The following is a 24,805-nucleotide window of genomic DNA, read 5'->3' on the forward strand; positions in this document are numbered from 1 at the left end:
CGAGGACGCCCCAGCCATGACCATCTCAGTAGCCATCATCGGCGCCGGCTTCGCCGGCATCGGCGCCGCCATCCGCCTCCAGGACAAGGGGATCGACGACTACGTCGTCTTCGAGCGCGACACCCGCGTGGGCGGGACCTGGCGGGACAACACCTACCCGGGAGCGGCGTGCGACATCCCCTCGCGCCTCTACTCCTACAGCTTCGCCCCCAACCCCGACTGGTCCCACACCTACTCGGGCAGCGCCGAGATCCTCCAGTACATCGACGGCATGGTCGAATCCTCGGGCGTCGCACCGCACATCCGGTTCGAGCACACCGTGACGGGCGTCGTCTACGACGCCGACGCGGGGGAGTGGACCATCTCGTTCTCCGGGCGCGAGCCCGAACGGGCGCGCGCCGTGATCATCGCGTCCGGGCCCCTCGCCAACTGCTCCTTCCCCGCGATCCGCGGCATCGAGGACTACGAGGGGCACAAGATCCACAGCGCCCGCTGGGACCACGACTACGACTTCACCGGCAAGAAGGTGGCCGTCGTCGGCACCGGCGCCAGCGGCGTCCAGATCGTGCCCGAGCTGGTGCAGCAGGCCGCCTCGGTCAAGGTCTTCCAGCGCACCGCGGGCTGGGTGTTGCCCCGGATCAACACCGAGACCGGTGAATTCACCAAGTCGATCTACCGGAGGATCCCCGGCGCACAGCAGCTCGCACGCGCGCTCTGGTTCTGGGGCCACGAGTCCGTCGCGCTCGGCGTCGTCTGGAACACCCCGCTCACGCGGGTCGTCGAGGCCGTCAGCAAGCTGCACCTGCGGCTGCAGGTCCGGGATCCGTGGCTGCGCCGCCGGCTGACCCCCGACTTCGCCGCCGGCTGCAAGCGACTCCTCATGACCAGCGACTACTACCCGGCGCTGCAGCGCGACAACTGCACGCTGGTCACGTGGCCCATCGCGCGCATCGCCCCGCAGGGCATCCGCACCGTCGAGGGCGTGGAGCACCGGTTCGACTGCATCGTCTTCGCCACGGGTTTCGACGTCTCCAAGACCGGCTCGCCGATCCCCGTCACCGGCCTCGACGGCCGCGTCCTCGCCGACGAATGGAGCGGCGGTGCCTTCGCCTACCGCAGTGTCGCCGTGTCCGGGTACCCCAATCTGTACGTCACGTTCGGCCCCAACTCGGGCCCCGGGCACAGTTCCGCGCTCGTGTACATGGAGGCGCAGATCGACTACATCACCGACGCGATCGCGCAGCTGCTGCGGGGCGGTTGGAAGGCGCTCGACGTCCGCGCGGAGGTCCAGGAGGCGTACAACCGCGACATCCAGCGCCGCCTGACCTCGACCACCTGGAACTCCGGCTGCAGCAGCTGGTACCTCACCGACGACGGCTTCAACGCCACCATGTACCCCGGCTTCGCCTCGCAGTACGTGGGGCAGCTGCGCACCGTCGACCTGCAGGACTACCGGATCCTCGTGCACGAGGAGGCGAGCAGCGCGGCGGCGGCCGGATAGCATGCCGGGCATGACCGAGTACCGGATCGACGACCTGGCCCGTGTGTCCGGGACCACGACGCGCAACATCCGGGGCTATCAGGAGCGCGGGCTGCTGCCGAAACCCCTGCGCCGCGGCCGGGTCGCGATCTACACCGAGAAGCACGTACGGAACCTGTTGGCGATCAACAAGTTGCTGGGCAAGGGCTTCACGCTGGGGCACATCGCGACCTTCCTCACCAACCCCGGCGCCCGCATCGGTGACGCGCTGGACCTCGCCGAGATCATCGACGAACCGTGGGCGAGCACGCGCCGCCCCGTCCTGGACCGCGAGGAGTTGCAGGCGCGGCTCGGGCCGCTCGACGATGCCGCACTCGCCTCCCTGCTCGACGCGGGCGTGCTCTCCGAGACGGGCGAGCCGGGGCGGTACGAGGCGGCCGACGCGCACATCGTCGGCAACCTCGCGCGGCTCGTGGGCAAGGGGATGGACCTGGCGGTGCTCGTCGGCGTGCACCAGCGGTTCACCGCGAAGATGGCGGAGGTGGCCGAGATCCTCATCGGCGCCGCGCACGACGAGGTCGACCGGGTCCGCGGTCCCGGATGGCTGCCCTCGTCGGAGGAGGACATGGCGTGGGCCGTGGGGCTCATCGGCGCCATGCGCCGTGCGGGCACCGAGAACGCCCACGCCGCCCTCGATCGGGCGCTCGATGCCGCGCTCGACCAGGCACTGCATGTGCACCGGGTCGCGTCGGAGAACCGGGCCGAGACGAGCCGCGGCCCGGAGACCGGCGGGGACTGACGACTCGGCGGCGCCCGAAGGATGCCGCGTGCCCGTCACGGGCCCCGGTGTAACGTCGGCTCCGTGGGACGAATCACGGTGCGGCGAGCGGTCGCCAGGATCACCGTGGGCGGCGAACCGGTCCGTCGCATCGACACCCTCGTCGTCGAAGAGCCGCTCGAGATCCGCATCGCCGGAACACCTCTCGCCGTCACGATGCGCACGCCCGGGCACGACGTGGAGCTCGCCGCCGGGTTCCTCGTCTCCGAGGGCGTGATCGGTGCCGCCGAGGACATCCGCTCCGCGATCCACTGCGGCGGGCCCGGTACCGGCGGCGAGGTCAACGAGTACAACGTGCTCGACATCGCGCTCGCGGCCGGTGTTGCGCCGCCCGCGCCGGACGTGACCCGGAACTTCTACACCACCAGCTCGTGCGGCATGTGCGGCAAGGCGAGCATCGACGCGGTGCGCACCGTCTCCCGGTTCGACGTCCGGTCCGATCCGGTCACCGTCGAACCCGAGCAGGTCGCGGCCCTGCCGGACCGGCTCCGCGCGGAGCAGGCCGTGTTCGAGAAGACGGGCGGGCTGCACGCGGCCGCCCTGTTCGACGTCGCGACCGGCGAGCTGCTCGTGCTGCGCGAGGACGTGGGCCGGCACAACGCCGTCGACAAGGTGATCGGCTGGGCGCTTCTTCAGGACCGACTGCCGTTGCGGGGCATGGTCCTGCAGGTCTCCGGGCGAGCCAGCTTCGAGCTCGTCCAGAAGGCCGTCATGGCGGGGATCCCGGTGCTGTCCGCGGTCTCGGCGCCGTCGTCGCTGGCGGCCGAGCTCGCCGACGAGGCCGGACTCACCCTGATCGGCTTCGTCCGCGGCGACCACATGAACGTCTACACCCACGCGCAGCGGATTGCCGGGACCTGAGTCACTCGCGACTGTCGTCAGGCCTGCGCGACGATCTCTTTCGCGAGCTCGACGAGCGACTCCGCACGGCGGACCAGCGTCGCGATCCGCGGCTGTTCGATGCGCTGGGTGCTGTACTGGAGCGGCGTCTTGAACTTCACCAGCTCCCCGAGCGCTCTCTCGGCGCTCGAAGCCTCGGGTCGTTTTCCGAGCGCGATCACCAGTTCCTTGACGGCCCGGCGGTGATCCTCCGATGCTGTCGTCGAACCTGTGACAGCTGTGGATATCGCGTCCTTCGCGCGGAAACCGGCGAGAACGGCGTTGCTTCCCGCGGCGCGGAGGTTCCCGAACTCGAGGTTGGTTCGTGCTCCGTCGAGGAAGTCCTGCGCGTGCTGGAGGTGTGCACGAACTACGTTGCGCTGTTCCGACATGAGCTCTCCCCCGAGTGCACTACCGCGCTGTCGCCGGTGATCGTCCCCACAGTGTGATCCCGTCTCGGGCGATCGTCTGCAGAACGGCCTCCTCTCCGGAATGCGTCCACTGGGCGAACTCCGTGGGCGTGTAGTGGAGAACGTCGCACTTTCCGCCGTACCGCGATGTCACCGCCTCCCAGATGCGCTGGGATCGGTTCTCGTCGTCCTCGGTGATGATCGCGAGGTCGATGTCGCTGTCGGGTGTGGCTTCCCCGCGTGCCGCGGATCCGAACAGGATCACCGCAACGAGGCCCTCGCTATCCGTGCCTATCGCGTCGGCGATGACCCTGCGCAGCATGTGCAACGGGGACGCGATCTCCCGAAGAGCGGGAACGGCGATGTGCTCGTCGTTCACCGTGTAGAGGTTCGCTCTGCCGACGGCCATCGCTGTCAGAAGTCCCATGGCGACCAGCGCATGCAGGGCCCGTTGCGTTGTCTGCTGCCCGATGCGGTCGCTGACAAGCCGGTGGACCTCCCTGCCGGTCAGGGGCTTGCCGGTGCCGATCAGGGCGCTGAGAACAGCCCCCTGCGCACCGGGGATGATCCCTCCGAACGGCTCGTTGGTGTACACATGCGCAGGATATCATTCATATGAGTGAAAAATCACTCATAAGAATGACCTGAGGGGCATTCTCAGTACCGGGCGACCGTCTCCACCTCGTCGGCCTCGGACTCGAGCACCTCGACGTCGGTGGGGGCACCGTCGCCCTTCCCGGTGAGCAGCGAGGCGACCGCACCGAGGAGACACACCACCGCGGCGAAGCCGAACGCGAGTTCCAGACCCGAGCGGAAGGGCTCGGAGATGAGGTGCGGGAAGAACTGCAGGCCCGTGAGGTGCTGCGACTGCTCCGCGGTGAGGTGCAGCTGTGCGAGGTGCGGGCCGAGGAGCTCCTGCACCGGGTTGTAGCCGAGGAAGGCCGCGAACAGCACCGCGACCGGCGGCAGTGCCGCGATCTCCGAGGCGTACTGGGCGGGAACGCCGTTGGCCTGCAGCCCCGTCGACATGGAACCGGGAAGAGAGCCGGACAGGCCGGCGATCATCAGCGAGAAGAACAGGCCGATCGAGAGCACCATCGCGGAGTTCTGGAAGGTCGTCATCATGCCCGAGCCCGACCCGCGGGACGTGGCCGGCAGCGAGTTCATGACGACCGCGCGGTTGGGGGAGCCGAACATGCCCATGCCGACGCCGTTGACGAACAGGATCACGGCGAACGCCCAGTAGGCGAAGTCGACGGGGAGTGCGATCAGGGCGAGGAAGGTCAGCGCCGTGATGATCAGGCCCGCCGAGCTCAGGGCGCGGCCGCCGATCCGGTCGGACAGCGCGCCCGAGACGGGCGCGGAGAGCAGGAAGCCGACGGTCATCGGGACCATGTAGATGCCGGCCCACAACGGGGTCTGCGTGTAGTCGTAGCCGTGCTGCGGCAGCCAGATGCCCTGCAGCCAGATGATGAGCATGAACTGCAGGCCGCCGCGCCCGAGCGAACCGCAGAGATTCGCGACATTGCCCCACACGAAGGCCCGGTTCCGGAACAGGTGCAGGTCGAACAGTGGCGACGGTGCCCGCAGCTCGATCACGCAGAACACCGCCAGCACGGCCAGGCCACCCAACAGGCAGGACAGCACGAACGGGGAGGTCCAGCCCATCGCGTGTCGGCCGTACGGCTGGATGCCGTAGGTGATGCCGACCAGCACCGCGATGAGGCCGATCGCGAAGGTGAGGTTGCCCCACCAGTCCATGGTCGCCGGCACGCGCGTTCCGCGGTCCTCGAGCTTGAGGTAGGCCCAGACGGTGCCGAGCACGCCGAAGGGCACCGAGACCAGGAAGATCAGGTGCCAGTTGATCGGCGCGAGGACGCCGCCGATGATGAGGCCGAGGAACGAGCCGGCGATCGCGGCGACGCTGTTGATGCCGAGCGCGAGGCCGCGCTGATCCGGCGGGAAGGCGTCGGTGAGGATCGCCGAGCTGTTCGCCATGAGGAAGGCGCCGCCGATGCCCTGCACGACGCGCCAGCCGATGAGCCACAGTGCCGCGGCGTGCCCGTCGAACCACGTGACCGCGAGGAAGATCGACGAGATCGAGAAGATCAGGAAGCCCATGTTGTACATGCGGGCACGCCCGAACATGTCGCCCAGCCGGCCGAACGCGACCACGAGCACCGCGGTGACCACGAGGAAGCCCATCATCATCCACAGCAGGTAACTGGTGTTGCCCGGCTCCAGCGGGTTGAGGTGGATGCCCTTGAAGATGTCCGGCAGTGCGATGAGGACGATCGAGCTGTTGATGGTGGCGATCAGCATGCCCAGCGTGGTGTTGGACAGAGCGATCCACTTGTAGGCCACGAGCCAGATCCTTAGGTTAGAAGAACTTATTTACCTGAGGAGTGTAGGCGCGATTCCTGACCGTCGCCTGTCGGCCCCGGCGTCAGCTCTTCCACTCGATGCGCTCGACCTGCTCCGGCGGCCACGGGGCGGGCGCATCGAAGGGCGCACCCGGGAGCGTGATCACCGAGACCGCCGAGGCGGGCTTGGCGGCGGGCGCACCGTCGGCGTCGAGGAGGTAGAGCCACTGCCGGTAGCCCGCGTCGTCGCGGACGGACCGCACCTGCACGCTCGAGCCCAGAGGGATCGGCGCGAGGTACTCGATGACCGCCCGGTGCGGCGCGGCGAGCAGCGGGTCGCCGTTCAGGTCGTCCTCGACCAACTGCAGGTAGGCGGCGTTGTTGAGGTGCTGGTACGGATCGAAGTCGGTGGCCCGCAGCCGGACCGTGTGATCGGCGGGCGAGGGCTCCGGCGGCGTCGTGGTGTTCAGCGCCTTCCACCGCAGGCGCGTCTCGGACACGTACTGCTGCAGGTACTCCATGCCGCCGTCGGAGATGTGCGTCGGCATGCCGGACTCCGCGCTGAACCGGATCCAGAAGGCTTCGGTCTCGACGTGGCCGCCGGCGCTGCCGCGCAGCGTGATCCGCATGTTGCACCACCGCGAGCTCGTCGACTCGCACCAGCGCAGCAGCGTCACGTCCGAGGGCCAGTGCAACGGCTCGAGCACGTCGATGATCGAGCGGCGCACCAGCCAGTACGGATCGGTCGCGTCGAAACCGCGGTGGAACATCTCGTCGTTCGCCATGTCCTGCAGGTAGCGCGCGATCCCGTCGAGCCGGACCCGCCGCTCGGGGTCCACATCGCCCGTGCGCACCGGCCACGTCCGCTCGAAGGACGGCCCGGGCGGGGCGGCCTGCAGGAATTCGTAGTCCGACGGGGTCACTGCTGGCTTGATCACGCGCCCGACCCTAGTCCTGACACACTGTTCGTGTGGCTGAGGTGACGATCGTCGGTGCGGGTGTGATCGGTCTGTCGTGCGCAGTGCGCCTGCTGGAGGCCGGGCACGACGTGCGCGTGTACGGGCGGGAGCTCACTCCGTCGGCGCCGGGAGCGGAGCGAGCGGGACGCATCGACACCGTGACCTCCGCGGTGGCCGCCGCCGTCTGGTACCCGTACCTCGCCGAGCCCCGCGACCGGGTCGGCGGCTGGTCGGCGACCGCGCTCGCCGCGTTCACGGACCTCGCCGCCCGGGGCGTCGACGGTGTCGTCATGACGCCCGGCACGGAGATCTTCCGCGAGCCCGTTCCCGAGCCCTGGTGGACCTCCGCGGTGCCGTCCGTCGAGCGGGTCCTCGAGCCGCGCCCGGGGTACGCCGAGGGCTGGAGCTTCGTCTCGCCGGTGATCGAGATGCCCGTCTACCTGCCCTGGCTCGCGGGGCGCGTGCGGGAGCTGGGCGGCACCGTCGAACAGCGCGACGTACGGTCCCTCGACGAGCTGGATGGGCTCGTCGTCAACGCCACCGGGCTCGGCGCCCGCGAGCTGGTCGGCGACGCGTCGATGGAGCCTGTCCGCGGGCAGGTCGTCTACCTCGAGCAGGTGGGCGTCGACCGCTGGTGGATCGACGATTCCGCCCTTGACCTGGGCGTGACCACCTACGTGGTGCCGCGCTCGCGCGACATCGTCGTGGGCGGCACCGAGGATCACGGCGCCGAGGAGCTCACCGTCGACCCAGCGACGGCGGACGCCATCCTGGAACGGGCACGCGACCTCGTTCCGGAACTGCGCGACGCGCGGGTGCTGGGCCACAACGTCGGCCTGCGGCCCTCTCGCCCGACGGTGCGCCTCGAGCGCGAGGGGGATGTCGTGCACTGCTACGGCCACGGCGGTGCCGGGGTCACGCTGAGCTGGGGCTGCGCCGACGAGGTCACAGCGCTGATCTGATCGGCACTCGGATCGTGTCCATCCTGGACAGCGAGTCCGAACCGGCCGGAATCCGAGTGTCGCGTGGAAGTCCCGTCATGTCGTGCGCCGCGGGCCTTCCGCTGCCGCGGCGGCGAACGTAGCGTGGGTACATGTGCCGGAACATCACTGAACTGCGGGGGCTCGAGCCCGCCGCTACCGACGACGAGATCGAGGCCGCCGCGCGCCAGTACGTGCGCAAGGTCTCGGGCATCCAGAAACTGAGCGACGCCAACCGCGAGGCCTTCGAGATCGCCGTCGCCAAGGTCACCGCCGCCACGGAGGAACTGCTCGACGCGCTGCCCGCCCGCCGACAGCCGCCCAAGACGGTGCCACCCCTGCGTCGTCCGGAGGTCCGGGCGCGCATCGCGGCGCGCGCCGCCGCCGCGGGCTGAGCGAGCCGTAGCCGGGGATCAGTCCCCGTCGCCGGTGGTGACGCCCGCGCCGTCGCCGGCGGTCGTCTCCTGGGTGGTCCCGGTATCGGTGCCGGGCTCGTCGGCCGTGCGTTCGGTGGCGTTCGTGGTCGGTTCGGTGGCCGGTACGGACGAAGAGTCGGAGTCGGCGGTCCGCTGCGCCCCGCCGCTCCGGGACAGCGCGTCGGCGAGGATCGAGGCGCCCTCCGTCGCGATGGCACCTGCCGCGTCCGCGCCCGCCGCCGCCGCAGCCACCGGATCACCGGTGCCCGCCAGTGTCGTGGCCGCGGCGTTCGCCGTCTGGGTCGCGCCGAGCAGGGACAGCTCGGGGACGTAGAACGCCGCCGCGAAGAAGGCGTTCGCGGCTCCCACCACCGAGGTCTCCACCGGACCCTGCGGAGCGGGCGCGCTCCCGAAGGGTGGCGGCGTGGTCAACGGCGGGGGAGTCGGGGCGACGGGCGGCAGCGATTCCTGCAGGGCCGCCAGCAGATCCGTGCGCAGCGCGCCGACGGTGCCGGTGCCCCCGCCGATCCGCATCAGGTCGATCGTCCCCACGAGCACGCCGTTCTGGAACCGCGGGACGACCTGGTTGAGGTCGTTGCCGATGATGCCGGTCATCGCCGCGTTCGCCGGCACCGTGACCGAAGCCGCGCCGGCACCGAGCGCGGCGAGCGGGGTTCGGCCCGCCCCGACGGCGACCAGGGTCGCGCCGGGCGCGGCGACCAGGCCGGCCGGCACCGTCAGGACGCCCTGCGCGGCGTAGGGGCAGATCGCGGCGCAGTTCTGCAGTTGGTTCCGCGCGAACTGCTGCAGCAGCGCCCCGGCGGGCGGGGGACTCGCGGGTGGCGCGGCCGCTGCGGGGACGGCCGTCCCGAGCACCGCCGCGGAGAGTGCCGCCAGGGCCAGGGGGATCCGGGTGCGCATGAGGAGAATCTACGCCGGAAGTGACATGGATCACAGTGTCGTATCCACCCGGCTCTCCACCCGCGGGTGGATCCGGCCGCGGTCGTCGCCGGGCAGCGTGGACGCCATGTCCACGGCACTCGAACTCCGATCCCTGACCAAGACCTATCCCGCGGCCGACGGCGGCGTCATGACCGCGGTCGACACCCTCGACCTGACGATCGAATCCGGCGAGGTCGTCGCCTTCCTGGGCCCGAACGGCGCCGGCAAGAGCACCACGATCGACATGATCCTCGGCCTGATCCCGCCCGACACGGGAGCGGTCACCGTCTTCGGCGGAACGCCCGGGGACGCCGTCGCGCAGGGCCGCGTGGCCGCGGTCCAGCAATCGGGCGGCCTGCTGCCCACCCTGACGGTGCAGGACACTGTCGACCTGGTCGCGGCCTGCACCCCGGGGCCGACCCCGATGCGGCCATCGCCCGCGCGGGTATCGACGCCATTCGCACACGGCAGGTCGGGAAGTGCTCCGGAGGCCAGCAGCAGGCCCTGCGGTTCGCCCTCGCGCTGCTCGCGGAGCCGGACCTGCTGATCCTCGACGAGCCCACCGCGGGCATGGACGTCGACGCCCGCCGCCGCCCCTGGGCATCGGTCCGCGCCGACGCCCGCCGCCGCCCCTGGGCATCGGTCCGCGCCGACGCAGGCCGCGGCTCGACGGTCCTGTTCGCGACGCACTACCTCGAGGAGGCGGACCAGTTCGCCGACCGTGTCGTCATGATCGCGCGCGGCGCGATCGTCGCCGAAGGCCCGACCGCGGAGGTCAGGGCCGTCGCCACTGGACGACAGCTCTCCGCCGTCGTCGGGCCCGACGGTGCCGCCGCACTCCTCGCGGCCGTGCCCGGCATCCGGGTCGCCGAGGTGCGGGGCGCGCGCACCGTCTTCGCCGCCGACGCGGAAGCCTCCGACGAGGCCCTGCGGTTCCTGCTCACCCGCACCGATGCGCGCGACGTCGAGGCCACCACGCACGGCCTGGAGGACGCGTTCGTCGCCCTCACCACGCAGCTCACGAAGGAGAACGCACGATGACCATCACTGTCGCGGGGCTCACTCCCCGCTTCCTCGCGCTCGACATCCGTCGGCAACTGCGCAACCGCCAGACCCTGATCATCACGACGGTGCTGCCGGTGATCCTGTACCTGGCCCTGTTCCGGCAGAAGGGGGTCGACGTGCGGTTCGCCCACGGCGACTTCGCTTCCTGGATGGCGGCGGGGCTCGCGCTCTACGGTGCGGCCTCGGCCGCCACCACGACCGCGGCGCAGGTGGCGGTCGAGAGATCGACGGGTTGGGTCCGCACGGTGCAGCTGACGCCGCTGCGGCCCGCGGGGTACCTCGCATCGAAGGTGATCGGCGCGCTCACCGTCGCCGCGGTGCCGGTGACCGTCATCGCGGCGCTGGCGCTCGCGACCGGCGCGCAGGTGGAGACCGGCGCCTTCGCACTCGCCCTCATCATCGCGTGGCTCGGCTCCGCCGTGTTCGGTGCCCTCGGGCTGGCGCTGGGCTCGGTACCCGATCCGGCGGCTGGCAGTTCTCGGGCGCGCACGTCTCGCCGCTCGTGGCGGTGGTGAACATGGGAGTCTGGTTCGCGGTGTTCGCCGGGCTCGGGGCGCTCGCATACCGGCGCAGCGCCGCCCGTTGAGCGGATTCCTCACGATTGTTAGCTACATCACAACGGCGTAATCTGGGGGCATGTCCACTACCCGAACCACACCGACCTTCCTCGAGCGGGTGAAGTACCTCCTCGGCATGCGCCTGCCCGAGTCCATGAACGACTGGGTGATCCGGGACGCCACCGGCCCCGGCCACAACCGTCGCTACTTCACCCGCGGGGCCCTGATGTTCGTGCCCTTCCTCGTCGTCGCCCTGCTCCTGCCCTCGCCGCTGTGGGTCAAGCTCACGCTGATCGCGATGATGGCGCTGCCGGCCATCGTCTTCCTCGGGGGTCTGCGCAGCATCTACCTGCAGGAACTCCTCGCAGACAATGGGCTGGACCCGCACATCGAGAGCGGCAAGCAGCTCGCCGAACACGAGCGGCGCGCGGAGGTCTACGAGCACAAGTACCGGCACCGGGCGGCGTAGCCTCGCCGGGTGACGGCAGAACGCTCATGGGAACCGGGCCACGTGCTCGACCTGCACGGCACCGTCGGCGCCCTCCGCCGGGGCGCGGGGGACCCGGCGTACGCCCGCACGCCCGACGGTGCGCTGTGGCGCGCGGTGCACACGCCCGACGGCTCAGGGACGCTGCGGATGCGCCTGGTCGGCGGCGTGGTCACGGCGCAGGCGTGGGGGATGGGCGCGTCCTGGCTGCTGGAGAACGCGCCCGCGATGGCCGGCGCGCACGACGACCCGTCTGCCCTGGTGCCGCGGCACGAGATCGTCGAGCGGGCCGTCGCGGCATCGCCGGGACTGCGCCTGCCCAGGTCGAACCGCGTGTGGGAGACCCTGGTCCCCACCGTGCTCGAGCAGAAGGTCGTCGGCGCCGAGGCGTTCCGGGCGTGGCGCTACCTGCTGCGGCGACACGGCACCGTCGCCCCCGGACCGGACGGGCGGCCCGACCTGCGGGTCCCGCCGCCTCGGGAGGGGTGGGCCGCGATCCCGGACTGGGAGTGGCACCGGGCCGGCGTGGAGCCGGTGCGGATGCGGACGATCGTCGGCGCGAGCGCCGTCGAGGTCGAGCACCGCCCGGAGCGGCTCGGCGCTCTGCCGGGCATCGGTGCGTGGACCGTCGGCGAGTTGCTCGGGCGGGCCTGCGGCGACCCGGACGCCGTTCCGGTGGGCGACTACCATCTGCCGCGGATCGTGGGAATAGGCCTGACGGGCGCGGCGTTGGACGATGCCGGAATGCTCGAGGTCCTCGAGCCCTACCGAGGGCAGCGCGGTCGGGTCGTCAAGCTGCTCGTCCGGGCGGGGGTGGACCGCGAACGACGGGGCCCGCGCGTGCCGGTCCGGGACTACCGGGCGTGGTGAGGGCAACTCTTTTGACCATGGTGAGTTCAGCACGGTAAGCTGGGGAGCCGTGCCTGATGAACATCAGGACGATCTCACGTGTCTGTGCGTAGGCCGGGTGACCGGAACCGCCCACAGATGCGCGACACGCCCGACCTCGGGGTACGTGCGAGGCGGGTAGCTACTTCCCGGAAACGGGACTGACCAGCGGAAACGGCGCGAGCCGCGGAAGCCGGTGGGGCCGCGCTGCGGAAGTCGTCCTCCATCCCCGGATGGATGGCGCGCTTGCCCGGAGCTACAACCGCAGCAGTAGGAACAAGCCGGCCGCACGGCCGGCGACAGCCGAAACGAAGGAAACAGCGCTTCTATGCCGACTATCAACCAGCTGGTCCGTAAGGGCCGCCGGGACAAGGCGTCCAAGACGAAGGTGGCCGCCCTCAAGGGCTCGCCGCAGCGTCGCGGCGTCTGCACCCGCGTCTACACCACGACCCCGAAGAAGCCGAACTCGGCGCTTCGTAAGGTCGCCCGCGTCCGCCTGACCAGCTCGGTCGAGGTCACCGCGTACATCCCCGGTGAAGGCCACAACCTTCAGGAGCACTCGATGGTGCTCGTCCGCGGCGGTCGTGTGAAGGACCTCCCGGGTGTTCGCTACAAGATCATTCGCGGCTCGCTCGACACCCAGGGTGTCAAGAACCGCAAGCAGGCGCGGAGCCGCTACGGCGCGAAGAAGGAGAAGGGCTGATGCCTCGTAAGGGACCGGCGCCCAAGCGCCCCGTCGTCAATGACCCCGTCTACGGCTCGCCCGTGGTCACCCAGCTCGTGAACAAGGTGCTCCTGGACGGCAAGAAGTCCACCGCCGAGCGCATCGTCTACGGCGCCCTCGAGGCGACCCGTGAGAAGACCGGCACCGATCCGGTCCTCACGCTGAAGAAGGCGCTGGACAACGTGCGCCCGTCGCTCGAGGTCAAGAGCCGCCGCGTCGGTGGCGCCACCTACCAGGTGCCGATCGAGGTGAAGGCCGGTCGCGCCAACACCCTCGCGCTGCGCTGGCTGGTGACCTTCACGCGGCAGCGTCGCGAGAAGACCATGATCGAGCGTCTCGCCAACGAGATCCTCGACGCGAGCAACGGTCTCGGCGCTTCGGTGAAGCGTCGCGAGGACACCCACAAGATGGCCGAGGCCAACCGGGCGTTCGCGCACTACCGCTGGTGACTTGATCCCGGGCCGGCCGCCCCACGGCGGTCGGCCCGGGTCACCGGAGTTCCAACCATCCTTTAACGAGAACGAGGCTTACCACCGTGGCACAGGAAGTGCTTACCGACCTCACGAAGGTCCGCAACATCGGCATCATGGCGCATATCGATGCCGGTAAGACCACCACTACCGAGCGCATCCTGTTCTACACCGGTGTGAACTACAAGATCGGTGAGACCCACGACGGTGCCTCGACCACCGACTGGATGGAGCAGGAGAAGGAGCGGGGTATCACCATCACCTCCGCCGCCGTGACCTGCTTCTGGAACGGCAACCAGATCAACATCATCGACACCCCCGGGCACGTCGACTTCACCGTCGAGGTGGAGCGCTCGCTCCGCGTGCTCGACGGTGCCGTGGCCGTCTTCGACGGCAAGGAGGGCGTCGAGCCCCAGTCCGAGCAGGTCTGGCGTCAGGCCGAGAAGTACGACGTCCCGCGTATCTGCTTCGTCAACAAGATGGACAAGCTGGGCGCCGACTTCTACTTCACCGTGCGCACCATCGAGGAGCGCCTCGGCGCGAAGCCTCTGGTCCTGCAGCTGCCGATCGGCGCCGAGGATGCCTTCGACGGCGTCGTCGACCTGATCGAGCAGAAGGCGATCACCTGGCGCGGCGTCGTCGAGACGGGTGCCGAGCCGACGATCGAGGAGATCCCGGCCGACCTGGTCGACAAGGCCGCCGAGTACCGCGAGAAGCTGCTCGAGACCGTCGCCGAGTCCGACGAGTCCCTCATGGAGAAGTACTTCGCCGGCGAGGAGCTCTCGGTCGAGGAGATCAAGGGCGCCATCCGCAAGCTCACCGTCTCGCGTGAGCTGTACCCGGTGCTGTGCGGCTCGGCGTTCAAGAACAAGGGCGTGCAGCCCATGCTCGACGCCGTGATCGACTACCTCCCGAGCCCGCTCGACGTGCCCTCGATCGAGGGCCACGCCGTGGGCGACGAGGAGAAGATCCTCTCGCGCAAGCCCAGCAAGGACGAGCCCTTCTCGGCTCTGGCGTTCAAGATCGCCGCGCACCCGTTCTTCGGCAAGCTGACCTTCGTCCGCGTGTACTCGGGTCACATCGACTCGGGCACCGGCGTGCTCAACGCCACGAAGGGCAACAAGGAGCGCATCGGCAAGCTCTTCCAGATGCACGCCAACAAGGAGATGCCCGTCGAGGATGCGACCGCTGGTCACATCTACGCGATGATCGGTCTGAAGAACACCACGACCGGTGACACGCTCTGCGATCCGGCGAACCCGATCGTCCTCGAGTCCATGACCTTCCCGGACCCGGTCATCAACGTCTCCATCGAGCCGAAGACCAAGTCCGACCAGGAGAAGCTGGGCGTCGCGATCCAGAAGCTCGCCGAGGAGGACCCCACCTTCTCCGTCGAGCTCGACGATCAGACCGGCCAGACCGTCATCGGCGGCATGGGCGAGCTGCACCTCGACATCCTCGTCGACCGCATGCGTCGCGAGTTCAAGGTCGAGGCCAACGTCGGCAAGCCGCAGGTGGCCTACCGCGAGACGATCCGCAAGTCGGTCGACAAGCACGAGTACACCCACAAGAAGCAGACGGGTGGCTCGGGCCAGTTCGCGCGCGTCATCATCAAGCTGGAGCCGCTGGAGGACGCCGAGGACGGCGTCACCTACGAGTTCGTCAACGCCGTGACCGGTGGCCGCGTCCCGAAGGAGTACATCCCTTCGGTCGACGCCGGCGCGCAGGACGCGATGCAGTACGGCGTGCTCGCGGGCTACCCGATGGTGAACGTCAAGGTCTCGCTGCTCGACGGCGCGTACCACGACGTGGACTCCTCCGAGATGGCGTTCAAGATCGCCGGTGCGCAGGCGTTCAAGGAGGCCGCCCGCAAGGCCGGCCCCGTCATCCTCGAGCCCATCATGGCTGTCGAGGTCACGACCCCCGAGGACTACATGGGTGACGTGATCGGCGACCTCAACTCCCGCCGTGGCCAGATCCAGGCCATGGAGGAACGCAGTGGTGCCCGCGTCGTCAAGGCGCAGGTCCCGCTGTCGGAGATGTTCGGCTACATCGGCGACCTCCGGTCGAAGACCCAGGGCCGGGCGAACTACTCCATGGTTTTCGACTCGTACGCCGAGGTTCCGGCGAACGTGTCGAAGGAGATCATCGCGAAGGTGAACGGGGAGTAGTTCTCCCCGCTCTCCGGAGCGTGGCGCTTCCCGGCTCCCGCCGCGGCGTCAGACTCACGGCCCCGCCGTGGCGTCGAAAACACCAGTAAGAAACCACCCTTGCAGGGCAACCGGCCCCGCAAGCACTACGTCCAGGAGGACATCAAGTGGCGAAGGCGAAGTTCGAGCGGACCAAGCCGCACGTGAACATCGGCACCATCGGTCACGTCGACCACGGCAAGACCACCCTGACGGCTGCCATCACCAAGGTTCTGGCCGAGAAGTACCCGGACCTGAACGAGGCCTCGGCCTTCGATCAGATCGACAAGGCGCCGGAGGAGAAGGCTCGTGGTATCACGATCAACATCTCCCACGTCGAGTACCAGACGGAGAAGCGTCACTACGCTCACGTCGATGCGCCGGGTCACGCCGACTACATCAAGAACATGATCACCGGTGCCGCCCAGATGGACGGCGCGATCCTGGTCGTGGCCGCCACCGACGGCCCGATGCCCCAGACGCGTGAGCACGTGCTGCTCGCCCGCCAGGTCGGCGTGCCCTACATCCTTGTCGCCCTGAACAAGTGCGACATGGTCGACGACGAGGAGATCCTCGAGCTCGTCGAGATGGAGGTCCGCGAGCTGCTGGGTTCGCAGGAGTTCGACGAGGACGCCCCCGTCGTCCGCGTGTCGGGTTACCAGGCCCTGCAGGGCGATGCCAAGTGGACCGAGTCGATCCTCGAGCTCATGAACGCGGTCGACGAGTCGATCCCGGATCCCGAGCGTGAGACCGACAAGCCCTTCCTCATGCCCGTCGAGGACGTCTTCACGATCACCGGTCGTGGCACCGTCGTCACCGGTCGTGTCGAGCGCGGCATCGTCAACGTCAACGAGGAGGTCGAGATCGTCGGCATCCGCGAGAAGTCGACGAAGACCACCGTCACCGGCATCGAGATGTTCCGCAAGCTGCTCGACTCGGGCCAGGCGGGCGACAACGTCGGCCTGCTGGTCCGAGGCCTCAAGCGCGAGGACGTCGAGCGCGGCCAGGTCGTCGTGAAGCCCGGCACCACCACTCCCCACACGGAGTTCGAGGGCCAGGCGTACATCCTGTCGAAGGACGAGGGCGGCCGCCACACCCCGTTCTTCAACAACTACCGTCCGCAGTTCTACTTCCGTACCACGGACGTGACCGGCGTCGTGACCCTCCCCGAGGGCACCGAGATGGTCATGCCCGGCGACAACACCGAGATGAGCGTCAAGCTCATCCAGCCGGTCGCCATGGACGAGGGCCTGCGCTTCGCGATCCGCGAGGGTGGCCGCACCGTCGGTGCCGGCCGCGTCACCAAGATCATCGCCTGATCTAGGTAGTCAACGCTGAAACGGCGTCCCTCCCTTCGGGGAGGGGCGCCGTTTTCGCATGTCCGGACGGTTTCTCGGGTGCGGTTCCCCGGGCCCGACGGTGCGCCGTCACAAGTGCACTCGCTCCACCTGCGGGAAAGTTGTCCGTTTTCAATTGGAACCGATAGGTTGTGAGGGTGACACGGGCTGAGACCATTGCCAGCGCTGGGCAGGATACGCAGCATGGAATGGGTTTGCCGCACTTACCTGAAGCCGGACAAGTCGTCGAAGTTCGGGGCTCCACATGGGCAGTTGCCAACGTGCGAGTCCAAGGGCTTCCGCGTAGTCCGGCCGATGAAGTCGCGGCGCAACTTTCACACGTTGTGGAGCTCCAGTCGCTTGATGAGGATCGGCTTGGCGAGCAACTTTCGGTCGTATGGGAACTCGAAGTTGGGCATACCGTCACACCAGCTCAGGGGCTTCCAGATGTCATCAACGCTGACGCGTTCGATGAGCCCGTGACGCTGGCAGGGTTCATCGACGCGATGCGATGGGGCGCGGTCACCAGCGCGGATCCAAACCGCTACCAGGCGCCGTTCTGGTCGGGCGTGAACGTCGAGGCGTACCAGCTCGAGCCGCTCCGCCGTGCCCTCGGTGCACCACGCGCCAACCTTCTGCTCGCCGACGATGTCGGCCTGGGTAAGACCATTGAGGCCGGTCTGGTGATTCAGGAATTGCTCCTGCGCCACCGCGCTCGCACCGCCGTCATCGTCTGTCCACCAAGTCTCGCGCTGAAGTGGCGGGACGAAATGCGCGAGAAGTTCGGTCTGGAGTTCATTATCGTCAACTCGGACCTGATGGCTCACGTGCGCCGAACTCACGGGCTACACGCCAACCCATTCCAACTTTTCCCGCGGGTGATCGTCAGCATGGCGTGGCTGCCACAGGTCCGCGCCCAGCGTCTGCTCCGCGACATCTACACCCAGGCTAGCAATCCCAAGTCTGGGAAACGGTACGCCTTCGACATTCTCGTGGTCGACGAGGCCCATCACGTGGCACCGTCCAGCCCCTCGGTCATTGCTGGTGGGCGCGGCTATGCGGTCGACACCCAGCGCACTGTTGCGGTCCGTCAGCTCGCGGAGAAGTGCGAACACCGTCTCTTTCTGAGCGCAACCCCGCACAACGGCCACCCTGAGTCGTTTACCGCACTGATGGAGATGATTGATCCCCGGCGTTTCGCTCGCGGTGCGAACCTTGACTCGGCTGCACTAAAGGACGTCACCGTCCGCCGGCTGAAGACGGACCTGTCCGGCAAGGGTTTCAAGAAGCGCAAGGTGAACACCCTCAAGGTGACACCGTCGGATTCTGAACAGCAGATGTTCTCGCTTCTCGACGACATCGTGACCAAGAGTGCCAAGCAGAACGGCACTAAGGCGGGCGGCGACATCGTCACGATGCTGTTGAAGAAGCGGTTCCTGTCCAGCCCGTTCGCGTTCGGTATGACGCTCAGCCACTACATCGCATCGAGGGCTGGACGCGGCCTGGTCGAGGACCAGTACGACGACATCTTCGGCGAGGGGCAGTCCGACGAGGAAGAGGGCCTGTGGGAGCAGGACGAGGCAGAGAAGCTTCGTGAGTCCAAGGGCTCGGACCCGCTCGTCGCTGCTGAACCCGGTCAGCTCGAAACCCTCATGGAGTGGGGACTGGGCTACGAGAGCCGCGCCGATTCGCGACTCGACGGGCTCATTGAGTTCCTTGACGCCGTCTGTCGCCCCGACGGCAAGACGTGGTTCAACGAGCGTGTTGTGGTCTTCACCGAATATGCCCACACGGTCGACTGGCTGGCGCGCGTGCTCAATCAGAAGGGCTACACCAACGATCGGCTCGCGGTCATCCAGGGCTCGACGCCGACAGAGGAGCGCGAATACATCCGTTCGCAGTTCACCGCTGACCCCACAAAGGAGCCGGTGCGGGTGCTCCTCGCCACCGACGCCGCCGGGGAGGGGATCGACCTCCAGACCTACTGCCACCGTCTCGTGAACTTCGACATCCCATTCAACCCGTCACGTCTTGAACAGCGCATTGGTCGCATCGACCGTTACGGCCAGACCGATGAACCGCACGTCTTCCACTTCGTACCAATCGTCGGCTCGTCGACGTACGCCGTCGACCTAAATTTCATGGAGCGCATTGCTCGTAAAGTTGCTCAGGTTGAGTACGACCTCGGGTCTGCCAACCAGGTAGTCGGCGAGGAGATTCAGGGCCATTTCGGCAAACGCGCCCTGGCGAAAGCCAAGACCAAGGGAATCGACACCAATGAGATCATCAACTCTGCTCTCGCCGGTGGCATGGAGCTCAATGCCCGCCTGACCCAGCTGGAGCAGGGGTACGACGAGTCCCGCACCGAGATGCACCTTGAACCAGCGAACCTCCGCCGAGTGGTCGACACCGCCCTGCGGATCAATCACCAGTCGCCGCTGATCGAGAACCACGACTTCGCCCAAGATACGGACGCCGAAATCTTCACTGTCCCAAGCCTGACGACCGGATGGCGCGACACCCTGCGAGGCCTCGACACGCGACTCAGTCCCGGCGAGTTGCGGCCGATCACCTTCGATTCCACCGCATTTGGCGGGGGAGATCACACGGTCGGGCCGGAAGACCTCGTATACGTGCATCTCGGGCACCCGATCGTGCAGAAGGCCCAGCGCCTATTGCGTCGCTCGCTGTGGAGTGTCGACTCGCCTCTTAACCGCGTGACCGCTGTAGTAGTCGACAACCTCGAAGAATCCTTCGTAGCCGCCGTCACCCGTATGGTGCTCGTTGGTCGTGGAGGGGTACGTCTCCACGAAGAGGTCTTCTTGGCCGGCGTCCGACTGAAAGGCCGCCGCGCGATGGCCGAGGAGAAGGCTGAGGCTGCTCTCGACAAGGCGCTCGACCACGACCGCCTCTCCGTGGCAGACGACCGTGTCCGCGGGCAGCTCTGCGACCTCTGGAACGTACCCGAAGCGCCGCTGCGTCTGCGGCTGGAGGAGTCGATGCGAGCACGTGCCGGCCGTCGGCACGAGCTGGTCCTTGAGCAACTCGCCAGACGCCAAGGCGCCGATATCCAACGCGCGAGGGAGATCTTTGCGGCCTTCCGAGCGAACCTACGCGACTCGCTCGCGCGACTGCGGGCCGAGGAGAATGAGGCCCGGGGGCAGTTGTTCAGCGACCCCGACCAGATGCGCCAATGGAGACGTGACATAGACGCCATGAACCGCCGTCTCGACGAACTCGACGACGAAGAAGCGCGAGAGATCGCCGCCATCACCGACCGCTACGTCGATGTCAAGCCTCACACCACAGCAGCAGCGGTGGTATTCGCGCTGACACGCGCAGACGCAGATGAGTGGGGCGAGTGATGGCACGCCCCAAGAAGACCGCCACGACGCGTGGCGGCAGGACCATCAATGCCGCCGACCAGCATCGCGCCTGGCTCGAACTCGTCGACACGGAAGGCCCCTTTGTCGCCGTCCCGCCACTGAAGCGAGTTTGGCCCCAAGGGATGCCGACCCTCGCCGACGGCCGCAAGGCCGCACTCGTCGATGCCCGCAAGGACTTCGAGGGTGCATGGGAGGCGCTCGACCGCACCCCTGACTCCGAGAGTGCACAGGACTCTTACGGCGTAGCCCGCGACAAATGGGTCGAGACGATCCTGCGTGATGTCGCCGGGTGGGGCGAATCCCTTTCGTGGGGAGAGAACTCCGGCATTGAAGCACAGTCGCCGAACCGAGCGGTGACGATCCGCGCTCAAGCATCGCTCAATGGCAATGACGGCATCGGCGCGATCGTTCACGTCATCGACCCTGTTGACTCCCTGCGTCAAACACCCGGCGACCTGTGGGCCGCCAACGCCATCGACCGCGTCGAGGTCATGCTCCGCGAGAACAACGTTTCGATAGGCATCGTCACCGACGGCCGTTGGTGGGGACTCGTCTGCGCCCGCGAAGGGGCGATGGCAGCTTCCGGAATCGTCGACGCCCTGACGTGGATCGAAGAACCCCGCACGCGCGATGCCTTCTTCGCCCTCATCGGACGCCAGCACCTCATCGGCGGCGCTTCTTCCGAGAGGCTTCCGATCCTATTCGAGGAGTCGGTCGCAGCGGCCGAGGAGATCACCGAAGCCCTTGGTGCACAGGTCCGTCGGGCCGTTGAGCTGCTTATCCAATCCTTCTCGGAGTCCGCCGTCGACGCGCAGCGTCGCGGTCTGCCCGACCCGCTCCCGAAGCGCACCCACGACAGCTATGAGGCCGCCGTTACAGTGATGATGCGCGTCGTCTTTCTGCTCTTCGCGGAGGAGCGCGGTCTGTTGCCTTCAGGCGAGCTGTTCGAGCAGGGATACGGCATTGCCCGTGAACTGGAACGCCTCATTGCGCGCGAGACAGAAGAAGGCGAGGAAGCCCTCGACGCGACCTCGCTCACGTGGCATCGGCTCCTCGCCACCAGCCAGGCTCTCTATCAGGGGGCGAGCTTCGAGAATCTTCGAATGCCGGCCTACGGCGGTTCGCTGTTCGAGCCAGCACGTTTCCCGTTCCTCACCGACACGAATGAGCAGGGCGCGCTCGCCATCACGGTCTCCGACCGTGTAATGCTTCACGTCCTGCGATCGGTGCAGGTCGCCGACATCAAGGGTGAAGCCCGCCGGATCTCGTTCCGTGACATTGACGTCGAGCAGATCGGCTACATCTATGAGGGCCTCCTGGGCTACACCGCCGCCGTTGCCGACGAAGTCACCGTCGGCCTGAGGGGCACCCTCGGCGAGGAGCCAGAGATCCCGCTTGCGAAGCTCGAAGAGCTGGCGGTCGGTCACACCGATCCGAAGGAGCTTGCGGCGGCAATACGCGCCTTCGTAGTGGGGGACCAGCCGTCGGCTAAGCCGTCCTCGGCGGCGGCCATCGCCAAGGCGCTCAGCGCGGACGTCGAGCCGAGCGTCGTCAGCGCACTGACTCAGGCTGTGGGTGACGACTTCGACCTGCGTGATCGTGTGAAGCCGTGGCTTGGTCTCGTTCGTCTCGACCTACGCCAACGCCCTTTCGTTGTCGCGGCCGGCGGACTCATCGTTAAGGAGACCCCGTCCCGCAAGAACGCGGGGTGCGCACTACACGCCCAAATCGCTCGCCGAGGACGTAGTTCTCCATGCGCTCCAGCCGCTCTGCTATTCGCCAGGTCCGCACCAGGCGGCGAATGAGGGGCAGTGGAAGCTGAAGTCCTCCGACGAGTTGCTGAGTCTGAAAGTCGCTGATATTGCGTGTGGCTCAGGGGCGTTCCTAGTGGCTGCCGCCCGCTACCTCTCCGAACGGGTCGTCGAGGCGTGGACCGCGGAGGATCCAAGCAACGCTGCCCGAAAGGACCTCTACACCCGCGCCATCCGCCAGGTTGTCGCCAACTGCCTCTACGGAGCCGACATCAACGACATGGCCGTCGAGATGTGCAAGCTGTCACTCTGGCTCGTCTCCCTCGACCGCGACCTGCCGTTCTCCTTCGTCGACGACAAGGTCCTCCTCGGCAACTCGCTCCTCGGCGTGACCGACCTCGACCAGCTGCGTCGTCTTCACATCGACCCAAAGGTCAAGACGGAGATGGCGGACTACTACGCTTACGACGTCGACATCGACTCGATCATTGATCGTGCGAAAGAACTGCGCCGCACCCTCCTCACGGAGATCAACGAGGACGACCCGGCTCGGACAAGTGCAGCGAAACGGCGTCAACTCGCTGACTTCCGCCAAGTCACTACCGACCTTCGGCGGATCGCGAATGGAGTGGTGGCAGTTGGTCTGGCTCATGGAGGCAAGCCCGGCAAGGCGCTCAACGAGGCATACGACAACCTTCGCATTGCGGTCGGCAAGGCTTTCCCGGACAAGGGGAAGGCTGACGACGCGTTCCTCTCGTCTTTGATCGACTTCGGTCTGACACCGGTAGTCGTGACTGACTACGAGCGGTGGCAACCTCTCCACTGGGTGATCGAGGCTCCTGACGTCATGATCGATAATGGCGGCTTCGACGCGGTCATTGGTAACCCGCCTTTCCTCGGCGGAATCAAGATCTCCGCTGCGATGGGTGGCAACGTCCGCGAGTGGCTATCCGGGGTTCTGGCAACTGGTGGTAGCGGCGGCCGAGCGGACCTCGTGGCCTACTTCTTTCTGCGCGCTACCTCGCTGCTGCAGGCGAAGGGCACGCTTGGGTTGATCGCCACGAACACGGTCGCCCAGGGCGACAGCCGCGAGGTCAGTCTGGACGCAATGGTCGCGAGTGGCTTCACAATCACTCGAGCGATCCAGTCTCGATCGTGGCCAGCATCGAGCGCGAATCTGGAGTACGCAGCTGTGTGGGGAACGGTAGGACCAGTAGCTGACGAAGTCCCTCGGATATCCGATGACGCGGCAGTCCGTCGGATCAGCACCCTGCTCGAACCGGCCGGAAGGGCCACAGGAACCCCTGTCCGCTTGGCGGAGAACTCGAATGTGACCTACGAGGGGATGAAGCCCTACGGCCAAGGTTTCATCCTGACGCCGGATGAGGCGCAACTGTGGATTGCCGCTGATGCGCGCAACACTGAGGTGCTGTTCCCGTACCTCAACGGTGAAGATCTCAACTCCCGTCCCGACGCGTCGCCGTCACGGTGGGCCATCGACTTCAACGACTGGCCCGAGGAGAGAGCGGCTGAGTTCGTGGAGCCGTTCGATCGAGTCCTGAAGCTCGTGAGGCCCGAACGTCAACGCAGAAAGCCAGATGGGGCATTCGTGCTGCGACGCCCACTTCCTGAACGGTGGTGGCAGTACGGTGACAAGCGTCCTGCACTTCGAAGAGCAATCAAAGCCTTACCTGAAGTGCTGGTCATCGCACTTGTCAGCAAGACTGTCATGCCGATGAGGGTGTCTACCGGCCAAGTGTTCAGCCACGCGCTCGGAGTGTTCGCAACCGATGACTACGGTGTCCAAGCAGTCTTGTCATCAAGTCTGCACCAGATCTGGGCGATCACCTACGGATCGGGGATGCGCAACGATCCTCGATACACCCCATCGGATGTCTTTGATACGTTCCCCCGCCCCGTCCCCTCGGAAGATGTCGTGAGGCTCGGACGAGTTTTGGACAAGGACCGTCGTGAGATCATGCTTCGTCGCGACCTGGGTCTCACCAAGCTGTATAACTTGGTGAACAACTCCGGGATCATTGGGGCTGCAGACCCGGATGTCGCGCACCTTCGTGACATTCATGTGCAGCTCGACAGGGTCGTTCTTCAGGCCTACGGGTACGACGACATAGATCCCGGGCATGGCTTTCACGAGTTCAGAAAAGTGGTGCGTTGGACGGTCAGCCCCGCCGCCCGAGTTGAGATCCTCGATCGACTACTTGAAGAGATGACTGCGCTCGTTGATTCTCCCCAGTTCTGCTAACTGAATCTCCCCACTTGTGTGCACCCGCCAAGTAATGGGCGGGGCCTCCCCGTGATGCTGGTGGTCTCTGACCACGCACCAGCCCTTCGAGGGAGGCCCCGCTCGTTCATGCTCACACAAGGAGAGACCGTGGAAGCACATGCTCTGCGCAAGCAGGGGTGGACGATCTCAGCGATCGCCCGTCATCTGGGACGGGACCGTAAGACCGTCCGCAACTATCTCAACGGGGTCACCGAGCCGGGTGTCCGCCACCGGGACGAGGACCCGTTCGAGCCGTTCGCCGAGTACGTCACCAGCCGCTTGCTCGAGGACCCGCATCTGTGGGCGCAGACCCTGTTCGACGAACTCGTCGAGATGCGGTTCAAGCAGTCGTATTCGTCGCTGACCCGGCAGATCCGGGACCGTGGCCTGCGCCCGGTGT

Annotated in this window: 23 protein-coding genes; 18 read left to right on the forward strand and 5 right to left on the reverse strand. The window is 67.2% G+C overall.

Annotated elements, in window-relative coordinates; translation table 11 throughout:
* The first annotated feature begins 16 nt into the window (after nt 1–16).
* From AXK61_RS10825 to fdhD, 3 genes are all read left to right on the forward strand, one after another.
* Nucleotides 17–1,501 (forward strand): flavin-containing monooxygenase, encoded by a 1,485-nt coding sequence (locus AXK61_RS10825; RefSeq protein WP_068573142.1) that lies wholly within the window; start codon nt 17–19, stop codon nt 1,499–1,501.
* Nucleotides 1,502–1,511: 10 nt separating this feature from the next.
* The gene (locus AXK61_RS10830; RefSeq protein WP_068573436.1) at nt 1,512–2,279 is read left to right on the forward strand and encodes a MerR family transcriptional regulator; all 768 of its coding nucleotides are present in this window, start codon (nt 1,512–1,514) and stop codon (nt 2,277–2,279) included.
* Nucleotides 2,280–2,342: 63 nt separating this feature from the next.
* Nucleotides 2,343–3,179, forward strand: a complete 837-nt coding sequence (gene fdhD / locus AXK61_RS10835) for a formate dehydrogenase accessory sulfurtransferase FdhD (protein WP_068573144.1) — start codon at nt 2,343–2,345, stop codon at nt 3,177–3,179.
* Nucleotides 3,180–3,196: 17 nt separating this feature from the next.
* Here fdhD and AXK61_RS10840 read toward each other — a convergent pair whose 3' ends face one another.
* The 4 genes from AXK61_RS10840 to AXK61_RS10855 form a co-directional block, all read right to left on the reverse strand.
* Nucleotides 3,197–3,589: a hypothetical protein gene (locus tag AXK61_RS10840; RefSeq protein WP_068745235.1), complete on the reverse strand. Its 393-nt coding sequence runs from the start codon at nt 3,587–3,589 to the stop codon at nt 3,197–3,199.
* 19 nt (nt 3,590–3,608) lie between these two features.
* Nucleotides 3,609–4,202 carry a nucleotidyltransferase domain-containing protein gene (locus tag AXK61_RS10845; RefSeq protein ID WP_068745238.1) on the reverse strand — a complete coding sequence of 198 codons (594 nt, stop codon included), beginning with the start codon at nt 4,200–4,202 and terminating at the stop codon, nt 3,609–3,611.
* A 62-nt stretch (nt 4,203–4,264) separates the two neighbouring features.
* Nucleotides 4,265–5,929: an MFS transporter gene (locus AXK61_RS10850; RefSeq protein ID WP_082789308.1), complete on the reverse strand. Its 1,665-nt coding sequence runs from the start codon at nt 5,927–5,929 to the stop codon at nt 4,265–4,267.
* Nucleotides 5,930–6,053: 124 nt separating this feature from the next.
* The gene (locus AXK61_RS10855; protein WP_068745242.1) at nt 6,054–6,908 is read right to left on the reverse strand and encodes an acyl-[acyl-carrier-protein] thioesterase; all 855 of its coding nucleotides are present in this window, start codon (nt 6,906–6,908) and stop codon (nt 6,054–6,056) included.
* A 32-nt stretch (nt 6,909–6,940) separates the two neighbouring features.
* Between AXK61_RS10855 and AXK61_RS10860 the strand changes: the two genes are divergently transcribed.
* Together AXK61_RS10860 and AXK61_RS10865 are read left to right on the forward strand one after the other, a co-directional pair.
* Complete coding sequence (locus tag AXK61_RS10860; RefSeq protein ID WP_068573153.1) at nt 6,941–7,891, forward strand: FAD-dependent oxidoreductase; 951 nt, start codon at nt 6,941–6,943, stop codon at nt 7,889–7,891.
* 131 nt (nt 7,892–8,022) lie between these two features.
* A complete protein-coding gene (locus tag AXK61_RS10865; RefSeq protein ID WP_068573155.1) occupies nt 8,023–8,304 on the forward strand; it encodes a DUF2277 domain-containing protein in 282 nt (93 codons plus the stop codon).
* 18 nt (nt 8,305–8,322) lie between these two features.
* Here AXK61_RS10865 and AXK61_RS10870 read toward each other — a convergent pair whose 3' ends face one another.
* On the reverse strand, nt 8,323–9,246 hold the full coding sequence (locus AXK61_RS10870; RefSeq protein WP_068745244.1) for a hypothetical protein: 924 nt from the start codon (nt 9,244–9,246) through the stop codon (nt 8,323–8,325).
* Between the two features lie 106 nt (nt 9,247–9,352).
* On the opposite strand from AXK61_RS10870, the gene AXK61_RS25985 reads away from it, so the two are divergent.
* The 13 genes from AXK61_RS25985 to AXK61_RS10925 all read left to right on the forward strand — a co-directional run.
* Nucleotides 9,353–9,814 (forward strand): ATP-binding cassette domain-containing protein, encoded by a 462-nt coding sequence (locus AXK61_RS25985; RefSeq protein WP_331710555.1) that lies wholly within the window; start codon nt 9,353–9,355, stop codon nt 9,812–9,814.
* A complete protein-coding gene (locus AXK61_RS25990) occupies nt 9,724–10,308 on the forward strand; it encodes an ATP-binding cassette domain-containing protein (protein ID WP_331710558.1) in 585 nt (194 codons plus the stop codon). Before AXK61_RS25985 ends, AXK61_RS25990 begins: the two co-directional genes overlap by 91 nt.
* Complete coding sequence (locus AXK61_RS10880; RefSeq protein WP_068745246.1) at nt 10,305–10,847, forward strand: ABC transporter permease; 543 nt, start codon at nt 10,305–10,307, stop codon at nt 10,845–10,847. Before AXK61_RS25990 ends, AXK61_RS10880 begins: the two co-directional genes overlap by 4 nt.
* Before the next feature lie 121 nt (nt 10,848–10,968).
* Nucleotides 10,969–11,358 carry a DUF5313 family protein gene (locus tag AXK61_RS10885; RefSeq protein ID WP_068745249.1) on the forward strand — a complete coding sequence of 130 codons (390 nt, stop codon included), beginning with the start codon at nt 10,969–10,971 and terminating at the stop codon, nt 11,356–11,358.
* A gap of 9 nt (nt 11,359–11,367) precedes the next feature.
* Nucleotides 11,368–12,246, forward strand: a complete 879-nt coding sequence (locus AXK61_RS10890; protein ID WP_068745251.1) for a DNA-3-methyladenine glycosylase family protein — start codon at nt 11,368–11,370, stop codon at nt 12,244–12,246.
* 346 nt (nt 12,247–12,592) lie between these two features.
* Complete coding sequence (gene rpsL, locus AXK61_RS10895) at nt 12,593–12,967, forward strand: 30S ribosomal protein S12 (protein ID WP_068522692.1); 375 nt, start codon at nt 12,593–12,595, stop codon at nt 12,965–12,967.
* Nucleotides 12,967–13,437, forward strand: a complete 471-nt coding sequence (rpsG, locus tag AXK61_RS10900; RefSeq protein WP_068533086.1) for a 30S ribosomal protein S7 — start codon at nt 12,967–12,969, stop codon at nt 13,435–13,437. The genes rpsL and rpsG overlap by 1 nt, the downstream gene beginning before the upstream one ends.
* A gap of 86 nt (nt 13,438–13,523) precedes the next feature.
* Nucleotides 13,524–15,629, forward strand: a complete 2,106-nt coding sequence (gene fusA, locus AXK61_RS10905) for an elongation factor G (protein WP_068573165.1) — start codon at nt 13,524–13,526, stop codon at nt 15,627–15,629.
* Between the two features lie 146 nt (nt 15,630–15,775).
* Complete coding sequence (tuf, locus tag AXK61_RS10910; protein ID WP_068573167.1) at nt 15,776–16,966, forward strand: elongation factor Tu; 1,191 nt, start codon at nt 15,776–15,778, stop codon at nt 16,964–16,966.
* 227 nt (nt 16,967–17,193) lie between these two features.
* A complete protein-coding gene (gene drmD / locus AXK61_RS10915) occupies nt 17,194–20,349 on the forward strand; it encodes a DISARM system SNF2-like helicase DrmD (RefSeq protein ID WP_068745300.1) in 3,156 nt (1,051 codons plus the stop codon).
* Nucleotides 20,349–22,175, forward strand: a complete 1,827-nt coding sequence (locus tag AXK61_RS25370; protein ID WP_197466790.1) for a hypothetical protein — start codon at nt 20,349–20,351, stop codon at nt 22,173–22,175. Before drmD ends, AXK61_RS25370 begins: the two co-directional genes overlap by 1 nt.
* Before the next feature lie 31 nt (nt 22,176–22,206).
* The gene (locus tag AXK61_RS25375; RefSeq protein ID WP_331710556.1) at nt 22,207–24,384 is read left to right on the forward strand and encodes an Eco57I restriction-modification methylase domain-containing protein; all 2,178 of its coding nucleotides are present in this window, start codon (nt 22,207–22,209) and stop codon (nt 24,382–24,384) included.
* 108 nt (nt 24,385–24,492) lie between these two features.
* A partial coding sequence (locus AXK61_RS10925) for a helix-turn-helix domain-containing protein (RefSeq protein WP_139057782.1) occupies nt 24,493–24,805 on the forward strand: 313 nt, incomplete at its 3' end.

The organism is Tsukamurella pseudospumae (assembly GCF_001575205.1).
Taxonomy (GTDB): domain Bacteria; phylum Actinomycetota; class Actinomycetes; order Mycobacteriales; family Mycobacteriaceae; genus Tsukamurella; species Tsukamurella pseudospumae.